Source organism: Aggregatibacter sp. oral taxon 458 str. W10330 (assembly GCF_000466335.1).
GTDB lineage: Bacteria > Pseudomonadota > Gammaproteobacteria > Enterobacterales > Pasteurellaceae > Aggregatibacter.
Genome location: NZ_KE952613.1, coordinates 101,202 through 121,589, shown reverse-complemented (window position 1 = coordinate 121,589; position 20,388 = coordinate 101,202). Strand labels below are relative to the sequence as shown.

The window sequence follows — 20,388 nt, the reverse complement described above, 5'->3', positions numbered from 1 at the left end:
ACTGGCTGAATAATGCATTATTTTAAAACAAGAATGATCGCAATATAAATTGATACCAGAACAAAAAGAGGAATCGGTAAAATCAATTTCATCACCCCGGCAATCACCGCTACCGCAAGTCCCCACCATAATAAAAACATCCCGGGCACGGCGATTTCTGCGACAAGTAAAACACTGCCTAACATAAACCAATGCCACTCATTCCAATGAATCAGGTAGCGTAAAATATCCCAGTGAATAAGCCAGGAAAAAAACTTGAAACTAATTAACCATTCAATCATAAATATTCTCTCAATTAATCTGTGATATTAAACCAATACTCATAATCTTTTGGTGTTCCATTGATCATCACATTCTTAATTTTAACAGAATATTTTTTATTTTTTTGAAGACCATCAACACGCCATTGAATATGATTTCCTAACCCCATATAGTCTTTATCTTTATTAGGATCTGTATATTTTATGCTATGCACACGCATCGTTCTTCCATCTGCCGAGCTGACAGAAATACTCGCATTGGCATAATTTACCGAAGTAATATTCTTTTCTCTGGAAGATTTATCTGCAATGACTGAAAAATGAAGAAACCAATCTAAAGTAAACCAATTTGAAGGGTAGTTTTTATCCGGATAAGCAATATAATCGGCTTTGGTATTTATAATATTTTGTCTTGTATTGCTAATATAAATACTTACCGCATCAGCCACACGCTGATGATTATCAACATGAGTAACACGTCCATAGGAAATATCCCCTAAAAAAGGATCTAAAAACCATAATCGGTGGCCTAATGAAAACACATTATCGTCAATAATTAATTCATCAATGACTTTTTCGGCAAAATTCTCCGGTAGAAACACAATATAATCAGAAGTTAAATGCATATTGCTATGGCGACTTCCTTCATATCCGTCTTTCGAATAACATTTCAAGCGAGAGGAAGGATAATGATCCAACAACCGATTCGCCGATGAAATTAATGCCGAGGCCGTGGTAAAACGATCTTTTGTCTCATCATAACCTACGGCTTCCAAACCGTGAGCTTGACGAATTAAATTAAGTTCTTTCAACGCCCGTCTTTTCTCTAATTCTGTCACCTTGCCGGCATAACAGTTATCCACATCCGGAAAACGTTGATAGCTTTTTTGCAACATTTTTAATGCTTGGCTTTCGGCTTTCTCTTTTTCGCCTTCATTTCGGTAAGTAAATTCACTGGAACGAAGTGAATAGGTTTTCCCAACTTCAGCAGATACGAAAGTCGAAATAAAAGAAAAATATAAAAGAATAAATAAAAATTTCATCATCTCTCTCTTGTCTTAAAAAGCACGCTATTATACTAATTTAGTGATGTTATCCAATACTTTGTTTTCTTGATTAATATCCGCATGAATATGAAATGCGTTTGCCAAATGCTCAGCCGTTAATACGCTTGTCGTTTCTCCGCTCGCAATGATTTGTCCTTGATTCAATAAAATCACTTCGTCGCAAAATTTATAGGCTAAAGAAAGGTGATGGATTGCGACCACGCAGGTGTGGCTGGGCGTAAGAGATTTCAGTTGTTCCATCATATCGATTTGATAAAACGGATCGAGGGCGGCAATGGGTTCGTCAGCAAGCAATAAAGGGGCGTTTTTGATACAACAACGGGCAAGTTGTACACGGGCTTTTTCGCCGCCGGAAAGTTGGCGAAAGGATTTTTCTAATAAATGTGAAACGGAAAATGTTTCTGAAATCGACCGCACTTTTTCTTGTTCTTTGGCTCGATTAAGCGGATTCGGTAACCCCAACGCGATAACATCATACACAGATAAATCCCAGTGAATTTCCGTGTTTTGTGCAAGGTAAGCTAACTGTTGGCTTTTTTGTTCCGCGGCCATTGTGGTTAATTTGTAATTGTCGAACCAAATTTCACCGCTTTCGATAGGCAAAATACCGGCGAGGGTTTTCAGCAACGTCGATTTACCCGCACCATTAGCACCCATAATGCCGACCAATTTGCCCGTTGGGATAGTGCAGTGAATGCCTTTTAACCCGTAAGGTTGGGAGAGATTCTCGATTTTGATCATAAAGTTACCTTGCCAATCTGCGTTGTTCCGTCAATAAAATCCAAATCAAGCATGGCGCACCAATCATTGCCGTGAGTGTGCCGATGTAAATGTGAGAGAAAAACGGCACATATTGCACACAAAGATCCGCAATGAGCAACAATAAGGCCCCAAATAAGGCACTTGTTATGTAAAGTTGTGATGGGCGTTGCTTCAATAAAATTCGTGCAAAGTGCGGTGCGATTAAGCCGATAAAACCGATGGCACCCGTTTGTGGAATAGTTGCGCCGACGAGCAACGCAACGCCAAAGGTGGTGATAAAAAAACTGCGTTTCGGATCGATCCCCATGGTGCCGGCGGTCTCTTCACCGAAACTGAGTAAATCCACATAACGACGTTCGCGGTATAAACAAACTAAACCAAACAGAACAATCAGCAGTGAAATCACCAAAGTGTCAAGCTTCGCCCACACTAATGAACCTTGTAACCAACGGTAAAGCTCTGCTAGCGCCCAAGGGCTTTCAGCGTTAGATAACAACAACGCAATGGCGGCGCCAAGTAACATATTCACCGCTAAACCACTGAGGAGCATCATGGTCGTGCCATGATTTTTGGCAATGGCATAAACCAATAGAAAACTCGCTAATGCCCCCGAAACACCGCCAAATAGCAATACCGTAAACGGCACAGAAAAATAATAAAGAACGAGCACACTGGCCGCCGTTGCTCCGGCACTACTGCCGAGCAAACCGGGGCTTGCCAATGGATTTTGGAAGATCCCTTGCATGGCATTGCCCGCAAGGGCAAGACTGGCACCGGTTAAAATCGCTAAACCAATGCGCGGCACACGAACATCCCACAATACAAGCGAACGCATATCAGTGAGCACCCCATCCGCATTTTTGAGATGCGCAAAATCGCCAAGTTGATGATAAAGGGCAATGCCTGTTATCAACAGCAAGAATGAGAAAAGTGCGGCGTTTAATTTTTGTGTTTTTGTCAAGGCGCTATTTCCTATGCAATCCAAAGATCATTTGGTATGTTTTTCGTTTTCACTTTGTTAAATCTCCCCTAACCCCTCTTTACTAAAGAGGGGGACTGTTGTATCGATAACTTATCAGTCTGATGTTTTATTTTAATCATTCATACATAAAAACAGTAAATATGCCATCTAGGGTTCATTCAATAATGAAATTCCCCTCTTTACTAAAAGGGACTATTGTATCGATAATTTATCATTCTGATGTCTTTCATTTTAATCATGCATACATAAAAGTTATAAACTCACCATCTTGGGTTAATTTAATAACGAAATTCCCCTCTTTACTGAAGAGGGCTATTGTATCGATAATTTATCATTCTGATGCCTTTCATTTTAGTCATTCATACACAAAAAAGGTAAATATGCCATCTGGGGTTAATTTACTAAAGAAAATCCCCCTCTTTAGTAAAGAGGGGTTAGGGGAGATTTGTCTCATTCAAGGGAGATTTGTCGAATTCCATGACTTAGATTGTTGATAAATCATCTCTGCCCCCTGCCACACGCCATGATCAAGGCAATAAGTATATTTCATCGGAATGCGAAAGTGCGGTCGATTTTCAAAGTATTTTTTTAACAGCGGATGGTCAAGCAATTCCGCCTGTTCGTTATAGCTTTGCTGGTCAGTGATTTCGATTAACCCGTTAGGTTGGGCGAGCAACACTTTTTCCAATGAAAAATTTTGCGGGGTCAATGGGTATTTTAACGGTGTTAAACCAAGCAATGCTAACAGCACGTTATATTGCGGGAAAATGGGTTCCACTGCGCCGGTTTCCGATAACATTAGCGTATCGGTCAAGGACACATTCAGTTTGGTCTTTTGTGATGTTAATTTTGCTACCAACTGTTCCGCATGAGCTTCATTAGCAGTGATTTTCCCGAGTTGCAACAGCAGTTCAAATAATTCTTCAGCGCTTTGTGGGCTGTCATTAATCGGCACAATTTTTACGCCAAGGCGTTTTAAATCGGCGACCAATTGCGGATAAAAGGTTTCATCAATCAACAGGGTTTTATCCAAATAAGGCAACAATGCGGTCAGTTGCGGTTCAAGGATCGGCTTGTCTCGATTAATTTTATCCAGCATCATGCGCGGATTTTGAGAGTAAGGCGACATCGCCGCGATTTGTTCCGGACGGGCAATTTCCGCAAGCAGTCGGTCGCTGCACAAGGTGAGCGAAACAAATTGCTCAGCGTGTGCAGAAAGGGAAAGAAAAAGTGCGGTGAAAATAAAGGATGTTTTTTTCATATAACGAAGGCGGGTTTTCAGCCCGCCACAATAAAAAAATTCGGCGGACCAAAGCCCGCCTTATGATTAGAACGATCCTTTCAAGCCAACGTAAACATTACGCCCTTCTTGGCCGTAACCAAGAACGTTTTCGTATTTTTTATTGAATACGTTGTTGAGGTTTGCGTAAACCGTCAAACTCTCCGCCACTTTGTAATTCACGCCTACGTTTGCCAAGGTATAAGATGGCAATTTCACTTTATGTGTACTGTAGCTTGGTGAATAGTAGGTATCCATACGTTTGCCGGTGTAAGACAAATTCACATCTGCGCCCAATTTTTCAGTAATCTGATAGGCTAAGCCTGTGTTGGCTAAATGTTTCGGACGGCGTGCCAATTCAATCCCTTTGCTGTCTCGGGTTTGGGTATATGTATAGTTCGCATAAGCGGTTAATACATCTGTGATTTTACCATTGTAAGCCACTTCAAGACCTTTAACCTTGCTCTTCCCATCAAGATTGACGGCACGGCTTGCATAGGTGACGGAATTAATCACTTCGCTACTAATCGCATTTTTCACGTTACGCGTGAAATAAGTGATATCAACACTATGGCGGTGATCATCTGTTTCAAATAAGAAACCAACATCGCCCCCTACGCTTTTTTCCGGTTGTAAATTTGGGTTGCCGATATAGCGTGCGTTATAGCCGTAATATTCCGTAATTGTCGGATTTTGAATTGCTGAACCAATGCTTGCATGTGCTTTCACATTGTTATGTAAGCGATAAGCCCCGGCAATACGACCTGTCCATGAATTTTCGTATTCAGAGCTATCAGTGTAACGACCACTCACATTCAAACTATGATCCGCATCGTGTAATAGGCGATATTCTGCCGCGACGCTTTTCTCAATAAGCTTTTTATTACCCGCATTATTGAAATAAGACGAGTTAAAATCTGTTTTTTGATAGTCTGTTAAGAAACTTAAACCTTGCGTGATGGTGCCTTCACGATCGAAATTCACATCTAATTGATAGTTCGCATTGAGTTTTTTCGCATCGTAAGCTGAGGCATAGCCAACCGTATCGCTGTCGGTTTTGATATGGCTTACGCCAACTTTATGTTTAAGCAATTCATCGCCATTACCTAAGAAACCACTTAATTTAAATAAGGTATCACGTGTGCGAGTGTAATGACCTTTTTCATCTGTTGCACTGTTATCAAAGTTAGCTGTTTGACTGCTATGAGAAGTTAAGAAATCAAAGCCTTTTTGGTTATCGTCATAGCCAAAACGAAGAGAGGTATTATCACGGTGGAATTTATCGCGCTCACTTGCTCCACCGGTACTGACCGCTGTGCCATCTTGTGCCGTGTAGTTAAAACGGTCTTTGCTGAGTGCTGAAATGCCTTTGGTGTGGTGGCTGTCACCATGTAAAGCATAATAGAAATTGTTGTTTGAGCCTGAAAGGGTTAATGAACCATCAACAGTGCGGTGAGATCCTGTGCCAAAATCATAGTCAACATTGAAAGTTTTGCCTTTTTCTAGGCCCTTTTTGGTGGTGATATAAATCACACCGCCCATTGCATCACTTCCCCAAAGCGCAGATTGCTCACCGCGTAAGACTTCGATGTGTTCGATGTTGCTTAAAGCTAATCCACCGAAATCAAAACCGTAGCCGGAAACCGGATTGGCTTTTACACCATCAATAATCACGGCAGTGTGGTTTGCATCCGCACCACGTAAAAAGACGTTGGTCAATGTACCACGACCGCCTGAAGTGCTTACGGCAAGGCTTGGCACGGTTTTCAACACATCACTCACATAAGTCGCATTGCGCTCGGCAAAATCTTTTTCTGTGAGAACGGTGACTGATGACGCGGTTTGGTCTTGGTTTACCGGTGTGGCATACGCAGAATAAACGACAATCGGAGCTAATTCGGTTTTTGTGTTTTCATTGGCGAATGCTATCGTTGGAAGGGCAAATAACATTGCAGTTGTGATGAGATTTTTTTTCATTTTAGTGATGCCGCGCGCAATAAATCTGCATCATTTTGTGCAATAAATAAAATTTAAACTTATTACATATAGTGAAACGAAGTTGCAAAAAAAAGAGAGGGGTTTAAATCATCCTCTCTTTTTTTATAGATAACGCTACGTAAAATTTAGTGGTTTGGTCTTGCTATTATTCATCAGAATTTATAAACCAAATTATCCTCGTACTCGCCTTGATAGTTGAGGCTTGTCTTAATTGCTATCCGTTGCGCGCCGTCGAACGCCTGCCAGTTATCCACCTTATCTTGCAGCATATACTCGATAAACCGCACAAACTCGCTCTTGGTGGACGAAAAGAAGATATACGGCGGGCGGGTGATGTTGATTAGTCGTAAGAAGTCGATTAAATCAAAGTAATGCGCCTGCTTGTAACTCTCTTGCTTAGTGCATAAGTAAGGCGGGTCTAGTACAAATACTGCCTGCGGGTCGGCTGTGAAGCGCGGCAGTAATGTGTGAAACGACTCCGAAACCACCTCAACGCCGTCTAAATAACCATCGGCGGACGGGTAATCAGACGCGCGCACGCAATGCCAGAAATCCTTTTTACACAACTCATCAAAAGATCCAACTTGTTGACCTGAAAACAACAGCCAGCTTGTGAGACTTGCTAAATCCACGTAGCCGTCAAACGCTTTGATTGTGTCGATAATTTGCGCTTTTAGCGCTTTATCGGTGACGCGTTTTTGGCGCGGAACACCCGCTAATAACGCGGCAATTTGCGCACGCAAGCGGTTAATGTCGTCGATATGCTTAATGCGCTCGGCGTATCCGTCAAAGTCGTTATAAATCACACGGGCGCGGGGTTTAAGTTGTTTTGCAGTATGACTAAGCAAGCCGGAGCCACCGAATGTGTCAATAATCGTCCAGCCCTCACCATCACCCGGAATCTGCTCGTTTAAAATCGCCTTAAAATGATTTAAAAACATGCGTTTTTGACCGACAAACGGTAATGGGGCTTGCTTAAACATAACTACTTCCTTGTTTGTTTGTTTGTTTGTTTGTTTGTTTGTTTGGCATTGTATCTATCCTTGGTTAATGTCAACCACATCAAGCGGGCTTTATGAGCCGTTAGCGTTGTGCCAGTGCGTCGGCGGTAGCTCATCGCCGTTATGCTCAACGATTAATAGCTTGCCAAATTGGCTCTCATAGACGACGGTGCCTGTATTGCCGTTGCGGAGGGTGGCTGTTTTATCTTGCATTGTTTAATCCTTATTTTGGGTTGTTAATTGTTTTTCATTTTAAAGTGCGGTCAGTTTTTAAAGCGTTTGAAAGCTACTCCTCCCCAACTCTAATTGTGATATCTCTAAATGTCAGTGCGTTATTGCGGATATTCGCCTCCGGCACAATCTTAAAGCGGATAGTAGTCACTTCCGGCGGCAGTGCGCCGCTAACTTGTTGCGGGTGCCAGTCATTAGTTTGCCAGTCGCCCATCAACTCTGACTCGTATGATTGCACCACGTTTTTGCCGTTAAGCAGTTGCACAATCACCCGGCATTTGCCGCGACGTTGGTTATACGTCATAATTTTGTAATCAAGCACAAAACGAGCATATTTACTGGCGGGTATTGCATAGTCTTTGTAAATGTTGGATTTTGGATTAGCGTTACTTGACAACATAAGGTATTTACCGCCGGGGATATCATTGTCATCATACTTATTGATTAAGTCATCGCCCTCGGTCCAAGTCTCACGATAATCATACTTATAGAGCAACATCAGCGCGCCGCCGACTTTGAACACATAACGACGAAGGCTCTGTAAGCCGTTTTGAGTGCTATATAGTGCTATTTGGCTAAATTGCTCGCCGTCCACTTTTTTGGCGTCCGGGTATGTAAATTCGGTTGCCGTTGTGCTGATTGAGCGCACCACGCTGTCGCCGTCCAGTAAATCTACTTTGTAGCTGACATCCTTGCCCAAAACGGTGCTGTCATCCGTATGCGGAATCAACTTATCCGCTTGCACATCACGGTCACGGTGTGCCCAAGTGAGTTTAAATGCGAATTTGTCATTAATGGTGTTGCCGTAGCCGCCATCAATTTGCACTTTACCCGGCGGATAAGGGCGGGCTTGACGTTGACGGGTGGTAAGTGTAAGCACCTGGGCCTTGCTCTCATCAAGCGTTTGCTGTGCCGTGCGGGTGAGCAATTTAGCCTTGATTTGCTCGCCCACGGTGTATTTTGTCTCATCCGTGCCGGCGGCAAGTAGATAACACCACGCCAATGAACCCGCTTTGTGCGCCTGCGGGATAGTATCCGCACAACCGCGACCCACAGTCATTGTGCCAACTTTAAAATCGACGGAATCAATCTTGATAATCTCATCATCCACAATGAGTGCCTCGGCGCTCGCAAGGGCGGAATACTCGCCCTCTAACTTAAACTTAATGCTAGTCTGATAAGGGCTCACCTCGCCGACCAGCTCAATACATGGCGTGAATGAGCCTGTCGCAGTCTGCGCATAGCCCGCGCCTACGTTGACTAACATGTCATAGCCAACGGAAAGCGGGGTAGGTTGCGCGCCCAGGCTCCAAACAAAACAATCCGTCGGCTTGATATAAGCGCGCTCTGCGTCCGTTAACACAAGGGGGAGCACGTGATACGGCACCTCAAACAACCGCGCACGCTCAATCGGTTTGGCGGTGTAATCAGGCGGGATATAAAGCGACTCGCCTTTTTGCGTAGAGTAGTTAGCGGCGGGAAGCCCGAACACATCTTGTAAGCAAGTAGCGACAATCTCGCCCTCGTTGCCGTTTTTAAGCTCACCCACCCGAAAGACCACGTCCACAATATCACGCTCAGGCAGATTGACCCGGATAACATCGCCCGGGCGTAACTCACTACCACGCATATCAAACGTAATTTTGAGCCGTGTTAAGCCGCTGGCAATCATCTCTAAATCACGTTGTGCCACACGTGCAGCCAAATCAAAGGTTGGAATCCCTTTGTACTCAACCGTTTTGCTAATTACGCCATGCATTTGCACTGCCGCGATATTGTTAGCAATGGCTTGGTCGTCGCGGTTAGTCACCGGCTCACGGTATTTGACGATGATTTGATTGGCTTGCTTATCGGTTGCCGCGCTGTCGTCATCGAGTACGGAAAGAATCCCGTTATCGTATGTAAACAGCGGTAAATCCTCGACCTTGTAATCATGGCGAATTAATTTAATTGCCTGTTTACCTGTCTCAATGTTGTCATATTGTGCCGCGCCGATGTGATCCACAATTTGCTGGATGAACTCCTTGATGGAGGTTTGTCGGTTGTAGCGGATACACAAGCCAAAGCCCTCGGCATAAAGCGTATCAGCGGCTTTTTTATAGCTATCTAAATCCAAATCGGCGAGGTCTTTTTTACCTCCCCAACTCTTATTCGTGGCGCACTCAACCAAAATATGTGCCGGATTCATCGCGTGGATTTGGCGTACATTCTGCTCCTGCTCCGGAGTCAACCCCTTGATTTTGAGATTGTCGTTGCGTAGCAAGATTTTAGCTTTTTCGGGGTACCACACCACGCCGCCGTGCCAGCCTTTATTCGTTCTGCGTACGCGGTAACTATGCTTTTTGGGATAGGCGTTATAGCAACTAATCAACCCGCTAAACACTGTCGTGACGACACCGCGGAAACCGGGGATTTTGTCATCATCCTCTAACTTGCCAGGTTTTACGGGGCCCGGAGAGTGAAACTCCATCTCGGGCGTATTGCGTCCTCGCCTCTCTTTTAGTTTACGTTGCCACCACTCAAGTCTGGCCGGGTTATAAACTCCTTTGAGTAAATTAATCAGCATTTGTGTCGGCTTTTGGTCGGGCTCACCCATGAGTATCTCCATGCGCCCTTGAATCCCACCCTCGCCGCCGGTGCTATCCCCGCCGAAGAGATCCGGCTTGTCAACATAAATCGCCTGTGAGTGCGTAATCTCACCGGGCTTGCCAACATAGGCCGTCTTGTCATCAACACGGAGCTCGACAATCTCGTCCACGGGTCCACGCCCAAGCCCACTTTGGATATCCCAATAATAGCGATAACCAACCGTTACCGACCCGCCACCACGTTTACCGCCCATTATTTATCTCCTTGACGCGCCGCAATGGCGGCATTAATACATTTACGGGCAAACACACTGCCCGTGTTTAAAAGCACCTCAGAATCAATCCCGTGTGCTAAAAAATCGGCATAGTCCAAGCCCTCGCGCACAAAAAACGCCTCCACGCCCGCCGCGCAGAAATCTACCCGGCGCATGTCTTGCATTGTGATAGTCATCTTGTCCATAACTTAACCTTTTTTAATCTCGGTCGTGCGGTAATTGCCATATGCCAACACCTGCCAATCCTCAGTCCAACAATCGCCGAAAAACACGCACTGCGGCGTGCCCTCGTCGACTTGTGGAAAGTTCCAATCTTTGGCTCCGACCGCTTCGGGGCTGTTGTTTGATTGCTTGCGCGCCGTAGCTTGACTGACTAAATAACTGATAGCCATCACGACTACCATCCGTACGATTGCCCATCCGATTGCAGCCCACATAATTAATCCTCCTTAAAATACCCGTGAACCATCATACGGCGACTTATTAGGCATGTGCGGTGCGCCGCCGAAATTGAGTATATTGTTAAACTTTTTAAGGCACGTCTCGGCGCGGCCGTCACAGCCTGGATAGACTTTGATAACCGTGCCGACAGACAGTTTTTGGGTGCCGCCCATGAGCGTGAGCTTATTATTTTGATGAACAGTCACTGCACGCACCTCGCGTACGCCGTCGTCCGTCCACTCAATAAGCCCCGCATTAAACCAGCCTTGAGGGAGATTTTGCGGTAAATCAACAGTGATAGATACACCGTCCATCGCGCTTATGGTGAGCCCCGCAACAACAAAGTTGCCGGGCTTAACTTTGCAATCCACGTCATACAGTGTATAAGGGCAGTTACGCCCCCACGTTAAACGCAAACCGGCGCTCTCCATCGTTTCGGATAGTGCGGCAGAAATCAGTTGTGTGGTCGCGATGTCCGGGCGTTTTGCCTCCACAATCGTACCAATCCACACAACCCGAATCTCAGTATCCATCCAGTTTAAGCGCATAACTGTAAGCGTCACCGTTTGACTCGGCGGAAGCCCTCGATACAGTCGCGCCACCGGGTTATTGCTAGGCAATTTAATTGTAATTTTGCCTTCGCCGCCATCTCCTCGCTCATCTTTAATTGCCGTTGCAAGCCATTTCTGGCCGTTAATCTCTAAATCCATATCGGCGTCGCAAAATCGCCAAATTTTCTCACCGTCCCCTCGGGTAAACTGATACAGATTAACCGGCTGCCCCTCGGAAATGGAATGTGTTTTGCTTAAATAACTCATCTTTAAATATCCTTTAAACCTTCTTTAAAAGTGCGGTCGTTTTTAAAAATATTTTTACGGCTCAAGCTCATCGCGGAGCCCGCGGAAACTCACCGTGATGGTTGCCGCACCGTCTGCGTCGGTGTGATGCACCCAGCTCACTGTGTCACTCTCAAGCCGGGAAAGCGTCAAGTACGAAATCTTGAGAATCTCCGACTGTTTGATGTTGAGCGTGTCACCATCAAATGCCAGCCGCTCGGTGCTTGAGTCAATCACATTGGATGACACAATACGGCGATAAAACACCCGCCCGCCTGTGCACTCAATGCGCACATCTTGCCGTCCTGCCTGTTTTTGCAGTGCGCCGGTATAGTTGATGTAAGCAATATCTAAAGCTTTGCCGACAATATCGCCCACGGGCGTTACATCGGTGCTTGATGTTGCAACCCAAATTGCACGCTGACGCCCGTGCAGGTAATAAAACAGGTTGCGAAGCTTGCGTTGTTCTTCCCGCCCGCTTGCCACGAAGCGGTGGGCGGTGATTTGCATAGCTTTATTGGCTGTGTCTAAGTAGTACGGCAAGCCCGTCTCGTTATCCAATGTCTTAATCAGCCGCGCATATTGCGCCGTAATGTCTTCCGACCACTCCGATGTCGGCTCCAGCACCGGGTGATTGCGATATGTCGGCAAATGGCTCACATCATCGCTCCAGCCATTGTGCTCGTGCAGTTGCAGACGGATTTGTGCGGTTGATACGTTATCGCTTAAACGGCGCACTTGCGGCATATCTGTGAGCACCGCCGAGCGGAGCGGATAAATGGATGTAAATGACTGATCGTAATTGCCAACAATAGGGCGTTTAACCGTGATTTTGCTTGGCTCCAACGTAGTGATCTCAACCATCTCTTTGTTGCTTCCGGTCATCAAAAGTGCGCGCCCACCGACGGCAAAATCATAGCCCACCGTGTTAATAGGTAACTCCACCGCACCCTGTTGCACAGGCTGTAACAGTCTTGCACAGTCGGTAAAAATCGGCAGTGACCATACGCGCGAGCCGTAGCCGTAAAGGGCGGACTCAAATAGCTGGCGCTCCACCTCACTAAAACTCACTTTAAACTCAAAGGTACGGCGCGGACTTAAACGACGCGCAATGCGCTGTTCGGCGGCTGTCACGGATTGATGCACGCGGGTGAGCCACTCGAGATTTTCGGTGACATCTTCCGACCAGTCGGGCATAAACGACCAGTCGGTAGAACGCGAGCCGGTAATGCGTAAGGTGACGGGACTTTTGCCTAAAAAGTTAAACGTCACGACGCAATCAATCACCGGGGTGCCCTGCATGCCGACTTTAACCGTCCATTTTTTAAGGGCGAGCGCGTTAAACGTACCGGATGTAGGGCCGACAAGCTCTATACCCTCACCGCCGACCACGGAAACAGATAACAGTTTTACTGCACTTTTGTTAGCATTCCAGACTTGCACTTTAAAAGTCTGGTCGGTTGATATAGAGCCAAGATTGACGGTGTGCGGGATAACAATGATGCGTTTGTAAAGATCAGAGTAATAGTTAGGGATAACATACGCCTGCGCACCCAACGTCTGATTTTTGATATTGCGTGCGTGAATCTGCCCGTTGGTTATTGCATTTTGTGCAACAAGTCGGGAATTTGCGCCGCGATACGTAACTAATCCGTCAAGATAACCGGTATCTTTAATTTGTACGGTGGCGCCGCTAGAAATCTTATATCCGTTAATCTTAGCCATATGGATTACTCAATAATACGGTATGCCACGCCGTATTCGCCGGAGTTTTCGCTTCCTTCCGCCGCAATCGATGTGGCGGCGGTTTGATATTGCGCACTCGGCACAAACATCCAAGTCTCGCCGTTAATTTGTAATTTCTGGCGCGGCACGATGCCGACAATTTTGCACTCATAGCGATCCGGGACGGTACCGAGACGGCGAAATAAGTTATCTTTACATTGTGCGATCACCGCATTAGGCACCGGCATTGCTAGCTGTCCGAATTTGCTTTGACTATGGGTTAATAACATCCGGTCCGGATTATGCTCGCGATCATCAGCACGTCCATTTGTAAGCATATAACAGCCGGTCTCAGATGATGGCAAAGCGTACTCATAACGTGTATCTGCACAAAAATACCAAGGCGCCCGAGTATCCCCACCAATTTGGTCGGCGCGAACAGCCGGCCCATAGGAATTATCCCCCGAAGACATGCCGAAAGTATGGTAGTTATTTAAGCGAGGACGGTTATAAGCACTATTATCAACTGTTGTCCCAAAAACGTATTGTCCGCCGGTATATTGCCCCTCTTTGTTGAGCGTGCCGAACCCAAAATGGCGGAATCGCTCCGCTTGATACTGCACACACACATGCAAGTATTGCGCCGTGCCGAAAAAGTCATAACTGACAAATTTACCGTTTTGTAAATGGGACGTGCGGGTTTTTGTTTTGAGGTAAGAGTTATTACATGAGGCTCCAGGCTGATTGAAGCAGTCGCGATTTTTATCAACGCCGGCGCTGGCAATTACAAACAACATATCGTTTTTAAACTCAAGTGCCCAATAGCCATCTGCGTTACTTAAATAAAGCACGTTTGTGCTATTTTTTTGGATAGTCCAGTTAAGGTTAACCGCAAACTCGGCGAGCTTACTTAGTAAATCTGCGACGTTAGTCGCGGTGCCTGTTTGATACGCCATATTACGCTCCAAGCTCTAAAACAAAATAATCGGTTGTTGTGGTGCGAAACGCGCCGTTACACACCACGCCTTTGTTGCCATTTGGCAATGTTACCTCATCTCCCACCGCGCGTTGCACGCCCGGGACCCAATAAACGCCATCATACGAGCCCCAACGGTTAATGCCCTGACTGCCATCAGCCAGCCCCATAAACTCTACGGGATAAAGTGGGTAATGTCCGCCGGGTGACGCAGTCACCGCTTTAAGTACATTCCACGCGCGGGATGAGTGTTTTTGCGAAATTGCCATAGGATAAAGCGCTTGAAATTGTGAATCATTGCTATATCTACTGTAATTCGATCCGCTAAAATCGCGCCAGCTTTGGTCTGGTGTAAACAGCCAGCAGTTGCCGCTAAGTGGATCTACAATAGAGGAGTTGTAAGACTCGGTATTGGAGTAACGCAACAAAATCGGACTATTACTACTGCTAATCGGTGTCTTTGTCGGCGCCGTGCCGGCAATGCAAAGCGGATAGGGATATTCTGTCGGCGGTACGGTCGGCAGAATAAAGCCACAATAGGCACTTGAGCACACATTAGAGATACGTGTCACCACCTTAAAGCAACGTCCATCGGCGACCATGTAATAGTCAATCGGGCGAGCGTCAGCAAATAGCACAACGCCAGGCGAACGGTTAATCATTCCCGCTTGCACATCATCGCCGGCAACTAATGTCTCATTAAAAAATGTACCGCCGAAAAAGTTAAGGTTGTAAATGTCTTGCGAGATGCTATTGACGGATTCACACATCACATAAATATCTTGCTCAACTCCGGTTCCGGTAGATTTCCACACAATTTTGCGTTTAGCTTCTTCTGTTGCAGTTTTTGCTACGGTTTTGTCAAGTAGCACCGTCCACGCCTGCCCGTTAGCGACAAGCGTCGGGTCGGTGGTTAAAAACTTATTGAGTATGTCAAGCAAGTCGCGTTCATTTTTTGCGGTGCCGGTTTTGTATGACATATCGTAACTCCTTAATTTAAAGCATCTTTTACGGTTTGTTTGTTGGCGCGCAGCATAGTGATGACTGCTTTGATGCCCTCGTTAGTCTTGAGCCCCGCGGTAAATAACTCAGCACTATCGACCGCAAGCGTTTGTTGTATATTGACCGGTGATGCTATAACTTGCGAGCCCGCACGACCATCGCGCAAAGAATCGCTTAAACTCGGTTCGCGGTAGCTCGGCATATCGGGGCTTGATACTAAGCCGCCGGAAGCATATTTGCCGAGTTGCCCCCGGTTGATCGCGTGCAAAAAGTCAACGCCGTAGCGCGATACCATCGCAGCTCTAACAACAAACTCACCGTCAGACAATCGTGCCGGGATAGAGTCTGACGTGCTTGTGCCGGGACCGCGAATATGTCCGCCCGTTGCTGCTGCCACTGTCCCCCCAGCTGCACTTGCTGCAGAGCCGGCAAAGCCCAACCAACCGCCAATTGCACTACTAGCTTGCATTGCTAACTGTTGCGCGGCGATTTGCGTCATGGCATTTAAAATCGTTATTGCTAAGTTTTTAACTGCGTCTTTTAACGTCATCGTGCCATTCGCAAGCCCCATCAAAGATGACTGGATGCCCTGTGTTAACCCCTCTTTAAACGCCTTTTCTAGCTCATTTCCTGCCGTTTTAAGTTCGGCAATTTTGAGCTTCATGTTTTCGAGTGAGTTTCTCGCCGCCTCGCCTTGTGCCCCTGGCATTTGTGCCAGTTTTTCAAGGACGGGGATTTGTTTTTCCAGTTCTGCGACAGTTTCGGCGTATAAAGCTTTTAATTGCTGTTGCCCCTCAAAATGGCTAATTAAGCCCACTTGCACCTGCGCTTGGATACGTTGCTCTTGGGTGCTTTGGTTTTGATACAAGCGGTTGATTTCATTTTGTACGCCATCCACTTGGGCTTTTGCTTGCTCTAGCGGTAGGATTTTTTTAATCAAGTTGATGCCGTCCACATTGCTGTGCTTGGTAAACTCGGCGATGAGCTTGTTATAACGCCCCTCAATGTCCGTGAGGTTGGCTTTCACTTCCTGCCCCGTCAGGCGCAAATACTGGATGTTGAGGGCTTGGTTTTTCTCGGCGGCATCGTATTCCTTGGTCTTCGTTTTTTTTGTTTTAGATTGGGCTTTACGATAGCTTTCACCTGCGGCAATTTGCGCTGAGTAAGCCAGTGCCTGATTGCGCTGTTCGTCGTTATCCCACTGATGATGATTAATGTCATAATCACGCTTGCCGCGCGCATCAAGTTTGGATTTTTCGGCTTCCGCTTGGAGTTGTTTAAGTCGGGTAGCGTTATCTTTTGAGGCTTTTGCATCATCCACTTTATTTTGCAGATCAATGACACGATTTAAGCCGTCGATTAAAGGTTGTAACAGTTTTCCTGAGTCTCCCGCGCGTCTAGCCGCTTCAATAGCGCGATCTCTAAACTGTTCGAGTTTTTGGGCAGCAGTTAATGTGGCGTCAACCAACTCGCCGTTTAACTTGCTTTCGAGCTTAGTGAGCTCGCCCTGCATTTCCTGCAATACACCTTCGTTTTTCTTGATGACATCACGCAATAAATCCTGCGCTTCCTGCACGTCTGGACCGCCCAAGGCTTTCAATTTTTCGGCAAGCTCGCCACCGGCGGCAATGGCTTCATCGAATGCCGCTTTGTATTGCTCTTTAACAAGGTTCGCCAAATCCACATTGCTGTCACCGAGCTCTTTTAAATGTTTCTCAAGATTGCTGATTTGCTCGTTGATCTTGTTGATTTCATCGGTGTTAATAAATCCACCGAGGTCGCTCATCATGTTTTGATGCAATAATTCGTCGCGACGGGCAATAAGTTCATCAAGGTCTTTTTTCGCATCTTCAATGATCTTTTTATTGGCATCAACCTGCATAACACGGTCTGTAAACCCGCCAAGCTCACCTAATTTAGTGCGAGCCTCAATCAATCCTTGCGTTTTATCAATATTTGATTGGATGGCGTTGGACGTTTGTTGATACTGTGCCTCTAGTTCTTCTTCTTTGTTTTTTAAATATTCGTATGCAAGATAAAGCCCAGTAATGGCAGTAATTGCCAGCCCAAGCTTGCCACCTGCTAATGTCAGCAAACTTTGCCCAATTCCGGAGGCGGTGGCGCTTGCTTTTGCCGTCGCAAGATTACGATTGGCAAGGGCAAGGCGTTCTGTGGCAATGGCTTCTCGCTCAGTCGCCACCGCCATGGCATAAGCGGCTTTTGCGGCATTAGCTTCAATTTGCGCTCTAGCAATTAAACTACGGGTACTCACCGCAGTCGCCGTATTGCTCTTAACGGTTTCAATGGCGAGCTTTGTCATATTGCTGAGATAACGACCTGCAGCTGCACCGGCAACAATCAACATCACAGTGCCGAGTTCATCGAGATTTTTTGCTAATGCGCTAATCGCACCGGCGACAAGGGATATCACCGGAACAGCTTTGTCGGTTTGTCCGATAAATTGTAGCCAGGCGTTACTTAATTCATTGATTGCGCGTCCGATAGTGTGTGGCATGGCGTCATATTGACGCTGTACTTCATCTCGTGCCTCTTTCATTGCACCGATAATCAGTTGCGGAGTAAGTTCTCCTGCTTCTGCCATCTTGCGCAATTCGCCACGCGTTTTACCAAGGCTCTTTTGTAAGATTTCAAGGATAATCGGCATTTGCTCGGCGACGGAATTAAATTCCTCACCACGTAAAGTGCTGGACGCCAAACCTTGCGACAACTGAATAATCGCGGCACCAGCTTCTGTCGCATTTGCGCCGGAAACCACCGTCGCTTGTTGGATGGTTTTTGTAAATTGGAGTAATTCGGCGCTATTTGCTTTATCACCCAATGCACGATAAGTGCGGGTGTAAAGCTCGGCAGAAGCATTAAATAATTGCCCTGTGTCATCGGCAATTTGCATTAACTCTTTAAAAGTGCCTTTTGCTTCGCGGTTGGAACGCGACACAAGATTAATGCGGGCTTGATAGTTTTTATATTCGTCGGCGGTGTTGGCAATACCGGCAAGACCGAGCGAAATTTTTGATAGCGCGGCAAGTCCCACAACTTGCTTTTTAAGTAAAGCTAGTTGTTTACTGATAGATTCAACGCCTGCACGGGTTTTACCCAGTTTGTTTGCCGCTTGGTCAGCGCTTTTGCCAAGCTCATTTAACCCTTGTGCACCGCTACGCCCATCACGCCCAACAGTATTGCCGGCAGTGGCAGTACGTTGCATTTCCGCCTGTAGTAATTTAAAATTTTTAACAGCACGATCCAAATCTGCTTTAACTGTCAGTGCCAGCGTTAAATTATCAGCCATGGGAGTCCCAAATAATGAAAAACGATAAATTATTGACTTATGTTGCATGGGTTATCGCGACATTGCCGATAACCGTCCCGTTATTGATGGTGTTATTTGGTGTGATTGAGTTTCGTAGTCTTATTGCGATCGTATTGTTAATCGGTGCCACCTTCGGCATTTTAAAACTGGTTTTCAAATTTCCGTTTCCTGCCGCCGTTATCGCCGTGCTGTTTCATCCGCACCGCTAACCTTTAAAACTTGACCGCTAATCGGCGGTCAATGTGTTTATATAGCTTTCCAATCCTTCTTTACCACTGTTTACCCCATAACATACATCCATTGTTCGGTCAGCTCGCGCGCGACGATAACGAATTAGGGCTTTTTCATAAAACAACAGCAACTGGCGAGTGGTATAATCAGCGAGTTCGCGATATTGATGACCGTTAGCGATTAAAAACTCTATAATTTCACCCCAGTCCACTTGGCGAGATTTGCCTTCGCCGACTTCTCGACGAGAGGTTGCACCGCCTTGCGGGTAAAAAAATCGGAATTCACACCCCACCAGATAATCAAAAGGGCTTCGCCGTCTTGGTTACCCAGACTCTCTACGAATTCAACCGATTTATTGATTGAAATTGCTACCAACTCCATCACATTTTGATAATTTGCACTTAAACACACCATTAAATCGTCAAGCGAAAAATCCTCTTGATTGTTACCAAGACTGGCGCGCAATGCGTTTATAAACGGCATAAATTTGGCGTTATATTGCAACTGTTGCTTTAACGTGTATTCCTTGACTTCCAGTTTCTCGCCGGCAACCTCAATTTCAGCTGTCGGAAATAGAATTTCGAGTTCTTTGTTTTTATCGGTCATGACAGAGCCTTGATTCTTGAATTAAGTTCCCCGGGTATTACCCGGGGAAGGTTATTTGCGGATTTTAATCACGCGGCCAAAACGACCTAGTGTGACGTCGCCTACTTTGGCGGTGTCGGCGAGCACGGTGGCTTTGGTATTTAGCGCATCTAACGAGTTTTCATTGTTGATGAGACTCAGCGCTTCGGTCGGCGTGAAGTTGATTTTGTATAACTCAACCACCGTCCATTCGTTGTTTTCGGCTAAGTTAATGCCCTCATAGCGTAAAAACAGATCTTTCGGATTAGTGGTGAGCATAGCAATGATTTCAACCTGCCCGTATTTATACGCCACAGTATCGGTATTGGTGGCAATGTCTTTCAAAAATTCCACCGCACCAAAAATTGGCTCTACGGAGTAATCCGTACCTTCAACTAATGAGCCAATTTGTACTTCGCTCACATCTTGATGCGCTAATGTAATGCGATCACCCGCTTTAATCACTGCCGGCAATTTTTCGTCCGTGACGCTACCGGCAGAAACTGTTACAGATTCACCGAGTAACAACAACGCCAGATTCGCCGCGCTAAACTCATGGAATTTAGCCGATACTTCGCCCGATTTGCCGGTGATAATTTTGCGGACTTTTTGGCGGGAGCCGGAATAAGATTCGGTATGCTCAAAACTTTCCACCGTTAATGAAATAGATAGTTCGGACACATCACCTACCCAGCGTTGTGCGCCGATATTGCCCATCGCGTCACGCACGGCAAGATAGAGTTTTCCCTGTCCATAAGAATACGTTTCAATGTGTGCCATTA

Annotated in this window: 20 protein-coding genes; 1 reads left to right on the top strand and 19 read right to left on the bottom strand. The window is 46.0% G+C overall.

Features of this window, described 5'->3' with window-relative positions:
• Positions 1-17: 17 nt before the first annotated feature.
• The 16 genes from HMPREF9065_RS0109510 to HMPREF9065_RS03025 all read right to left on the bottom strand — a co-directional run bounded on the left by HMPREF9065_RS0109510 (position 18) and on the right by HMPREF9065_RS03025 (position 18,730).
• Entirely contained in the window at positions 18-281 is a 264-nt protein-coding gene (locus tag HMPREF9065_RS0109510) for an NfeD family protein (RefSeq protein WP_021616494.1), read from the bottom strand.
• A 14-nt stretch (positions 282-295) separates the two neighbouring features.
• On the bottom strand, positions 296-1,306 hold the full coding sequence (locus HMPREF9065_RS02960) for a hypothetical protein (protein ID WP_021616493.1): 1,011 nt from the start codon (positions 1,304-1,306) through the stop codon (positions 296-298).
• Positions 1,307-1,333: 27 nt separating this feature from the next.
• The gene (locus tag HMPREF9065_RS02965) at positions 1,334-2,068 is read right to left on the bottom strand and encodes an ABC transporter ATP-binding protein (protein ID WP_021616492.1); all 735 of its coding nucleotides are present in this window, start codon (positions 2,066-2,068) and stop codon (positions 1,334-1,336) included.
• Between the two features lie 4 nt (positions 2,069-2,072).
• On the bottom strand, positions 2,073-3,050 hold the full coding sequence (locus HMPREF9065_RS02970; RefSeq protein WP_033002621.1) for a FecCD family ABC transporter permease: 978 nt from the start codon (positions 3,048-3,050) through the stop codon (positions 2,073-2,075).
• A gap of 475 nt (positions 3,051-3,525) precedes the next feature.
• Complete coding sequence (locus HMPREF9065_RS02975) at positions 3,526-4,332, bottom strand: hypothetical protein (RefSeq protein ID WP_021616490.1); 807 nt, start codon at positions 4,330-4,332, stop codon at positions 3,526-3,528.
• Positions 4,333-4,398: 66 nt separating this feature from the next.
• Positions 4,399-6,327, bottom strand: a complete 1,929-nt coding sequence (locus tag HMPREF9065_RS02980) for a TonB-dependent receptor plug domain-containing protein (protein WP_021616489.1) — start codon at positions 6,325-6,327, stop codon at positions 4,399-4,401.
• Between the two features lie 173 nt (positions 6,328-6,500).
• The gene (locus HMPREF9065_RS02985) at positions 6,501-7,331 is read right to left on the bottom strand and encodes a hypothetical protein (RefSeq protein ID WP_021616488.1); all 831 of its coding nucleotides are present in this window, start codon (positions 7,329-7,331) and stop codon (positions 6,501-6,503) included.
• Positions 7,332-7,421: 90 nt separating this feature from the next.
• Positions 7,422-7,562 carry a hypothetical protein gene (locus tag HMPREF9065_RS10230; RefSeq protein WP_021616487.1) on the bottom strand — a complete coding sequence of 47 codons (141 nt, stop codon included), beginning with the start codon at positions 7,560-7,562 and terminating at the stop codon, positions 7,422-7,424.
• A 73-nt stretch (positions 7,563-7,635) separates the two neighbouring features.
• Positions 7,636-10,422 (bottom strand): phage tail protein, encoded by a 2,787-nt coding sequence (locus HMPREF9065_RS02990; RefSeq protein WP_021616486.1) that lies wholly within the window; start codon positions 10,420-10,422, stop codon positions 7,636-7,638.
• Complete coding sequence (locus HMPREF9065_RS02995) at positions 10,422-10,628, bottom strand: hypothetical protein (protein WP_021616485.1); 207 nt, start codon at positions 10,626-10,628, stop codon at positions 10,422-10,424. The genes HMPREF9065_RS02990 and HMPREF9065_RS02995 overlap by 1 nt, the downstream gene beginning before the upstream one ends.
• A 3-nt stretch (positions 10,629-10,631) precedes the next feature.
• Positions 10,632-10,880 (bottom strand): hypothetical protein, encoded by a 249-nt coding sequence (locus HMPREF9065_RS03000; protein WP_021616484.1) that lies wholly within the window; start codon positions 10,878-10,880, stop codon positions 10,632-10,634.
• A 12-nt stretch (positions 10,881-10,892) separates the two neighbouring features.
• Positions 10,893-11,702: a phage BR0599 family protein gene (locus tag HMPREF9065_RS03005; protein ID WP_021616483.1), complete on the bottom strand. Its 810-nt coding sequence runs from the start codon at positions 11,700-11,702 to the stop codon at positions 10,893-10,895.
• A gap of 54 nt (positions 11,703-11,756) precedes the next feature.
• The gene (locus tag HMPREF9065_RS03010) at positions 11,757-13,445 is read right to left on the bottom strand and encodes a hypothetical protein (protein WP_021616482.1); all 1,689 of its coding nucleotides are present in this window, start codon (positions 13,443-13,445) and stop codon (positions 11,757-11,759) included.
• A gap of 5 nt (positions 13,446-13,450) precedes the next feature.
• Positions 13,451-14,401, bottom strand: a complete 951-nt coding sequence (locus tag HMPREF9065_RS03015; RefSeq protein WP_021616481.1) for a hypothetical protein — start codon at positions 14,399-14,401, stop codon at positions 13,451-13,453.
• A gap of 1 nt (position 14,402) precedes the next feature.
• Positions 14,403-15,401, bottom strand: a complete 999-nt coding sequence (locus tag HMPREF9065_RS03020) for a hypothetical protein (protein WP_021616480.1) — start codon at positions 15,399-15,401, stop codon at positions 14,403-14,405.
• 11 nt (positions 15,402-15,412) lie between these two features.
• On the bottom strand, positions 15,413-18,730 hold the full coding sequence (locus HMPREF9065_RS03025; RefSeq protein WP_021616479.1) for a tape measure protein: 3,318 nt from the start codon (positions 18,728-18,730) through the stop codon (positions 15,413-15,415).
• A gap of 14 nt (positions 18,731-18,744) precedes the next feature.
• Between HMPREF9065_RS03025 and HMPREF9065_RS03030 the strand changes: the two genes are divergently transcribed.
• Positions 18,745-18,960 (top strand): hypothetical protein, encoded by a 216-nt coding sequence (locus HMPREF9065_RS03030; RefSeq protein ID WP_021616478.1) that lies wholly within the window; start codon positions 18,745-18,747, stop codon positions 18,958-18,960.
• Between the two features lie 17 nt (positions 18,961-18,977).
• On the opposite strand, the gene HMPREF9065_RS09940 is transcribed toward HMPREF9065_RS03030, so the two are convergent.
• The 3 genes from HMPREF9065_RS09940 to HMPREF9065_RS03040 are packed head-to-tail and all read right to left on the bottom strand — an operon-like array spanning position 18,978 to position 20,386.
• Positions 18,978-19,193, bottom strand: a complete 216-nt coding sequence (locus tag HMPREF9065_RS09940) for a hypothetical protein (protein WP_021616477.1) — start codon at positions 19,191-19,193, stop codon at positions 18,978-18,980.
• On the bottom strand, positions 19,172-19,588 hold the full coding sequence (locus HMPREF9065_RS03035) for a DUF6631 family protein (protein ID WP_021616476.1): 417 nt from the start codon (positions 19,586-19,588) through the stop codon (positions 19,172-19,174). Before HMPREF9065_RS03035 ends, HMPREF9065_RS09940 begins: the two co-directional genes overlap by 22 nt.
• A 51-nt stretch (positions 19,589-19,639) precedes the next feature.
• Positions 19,640-20,386, bottom strand: coding sequence for a phage tail tube protein (locus HMPREF9065_RS03040; RefSeq protein WP_021616475.1), 747 nt, complete (start codon positions 20,384-20,386; stop codon positions 19,640-19,642).
• Positions 20,387-20,388 lie beyond the last annotated feature (2 nt).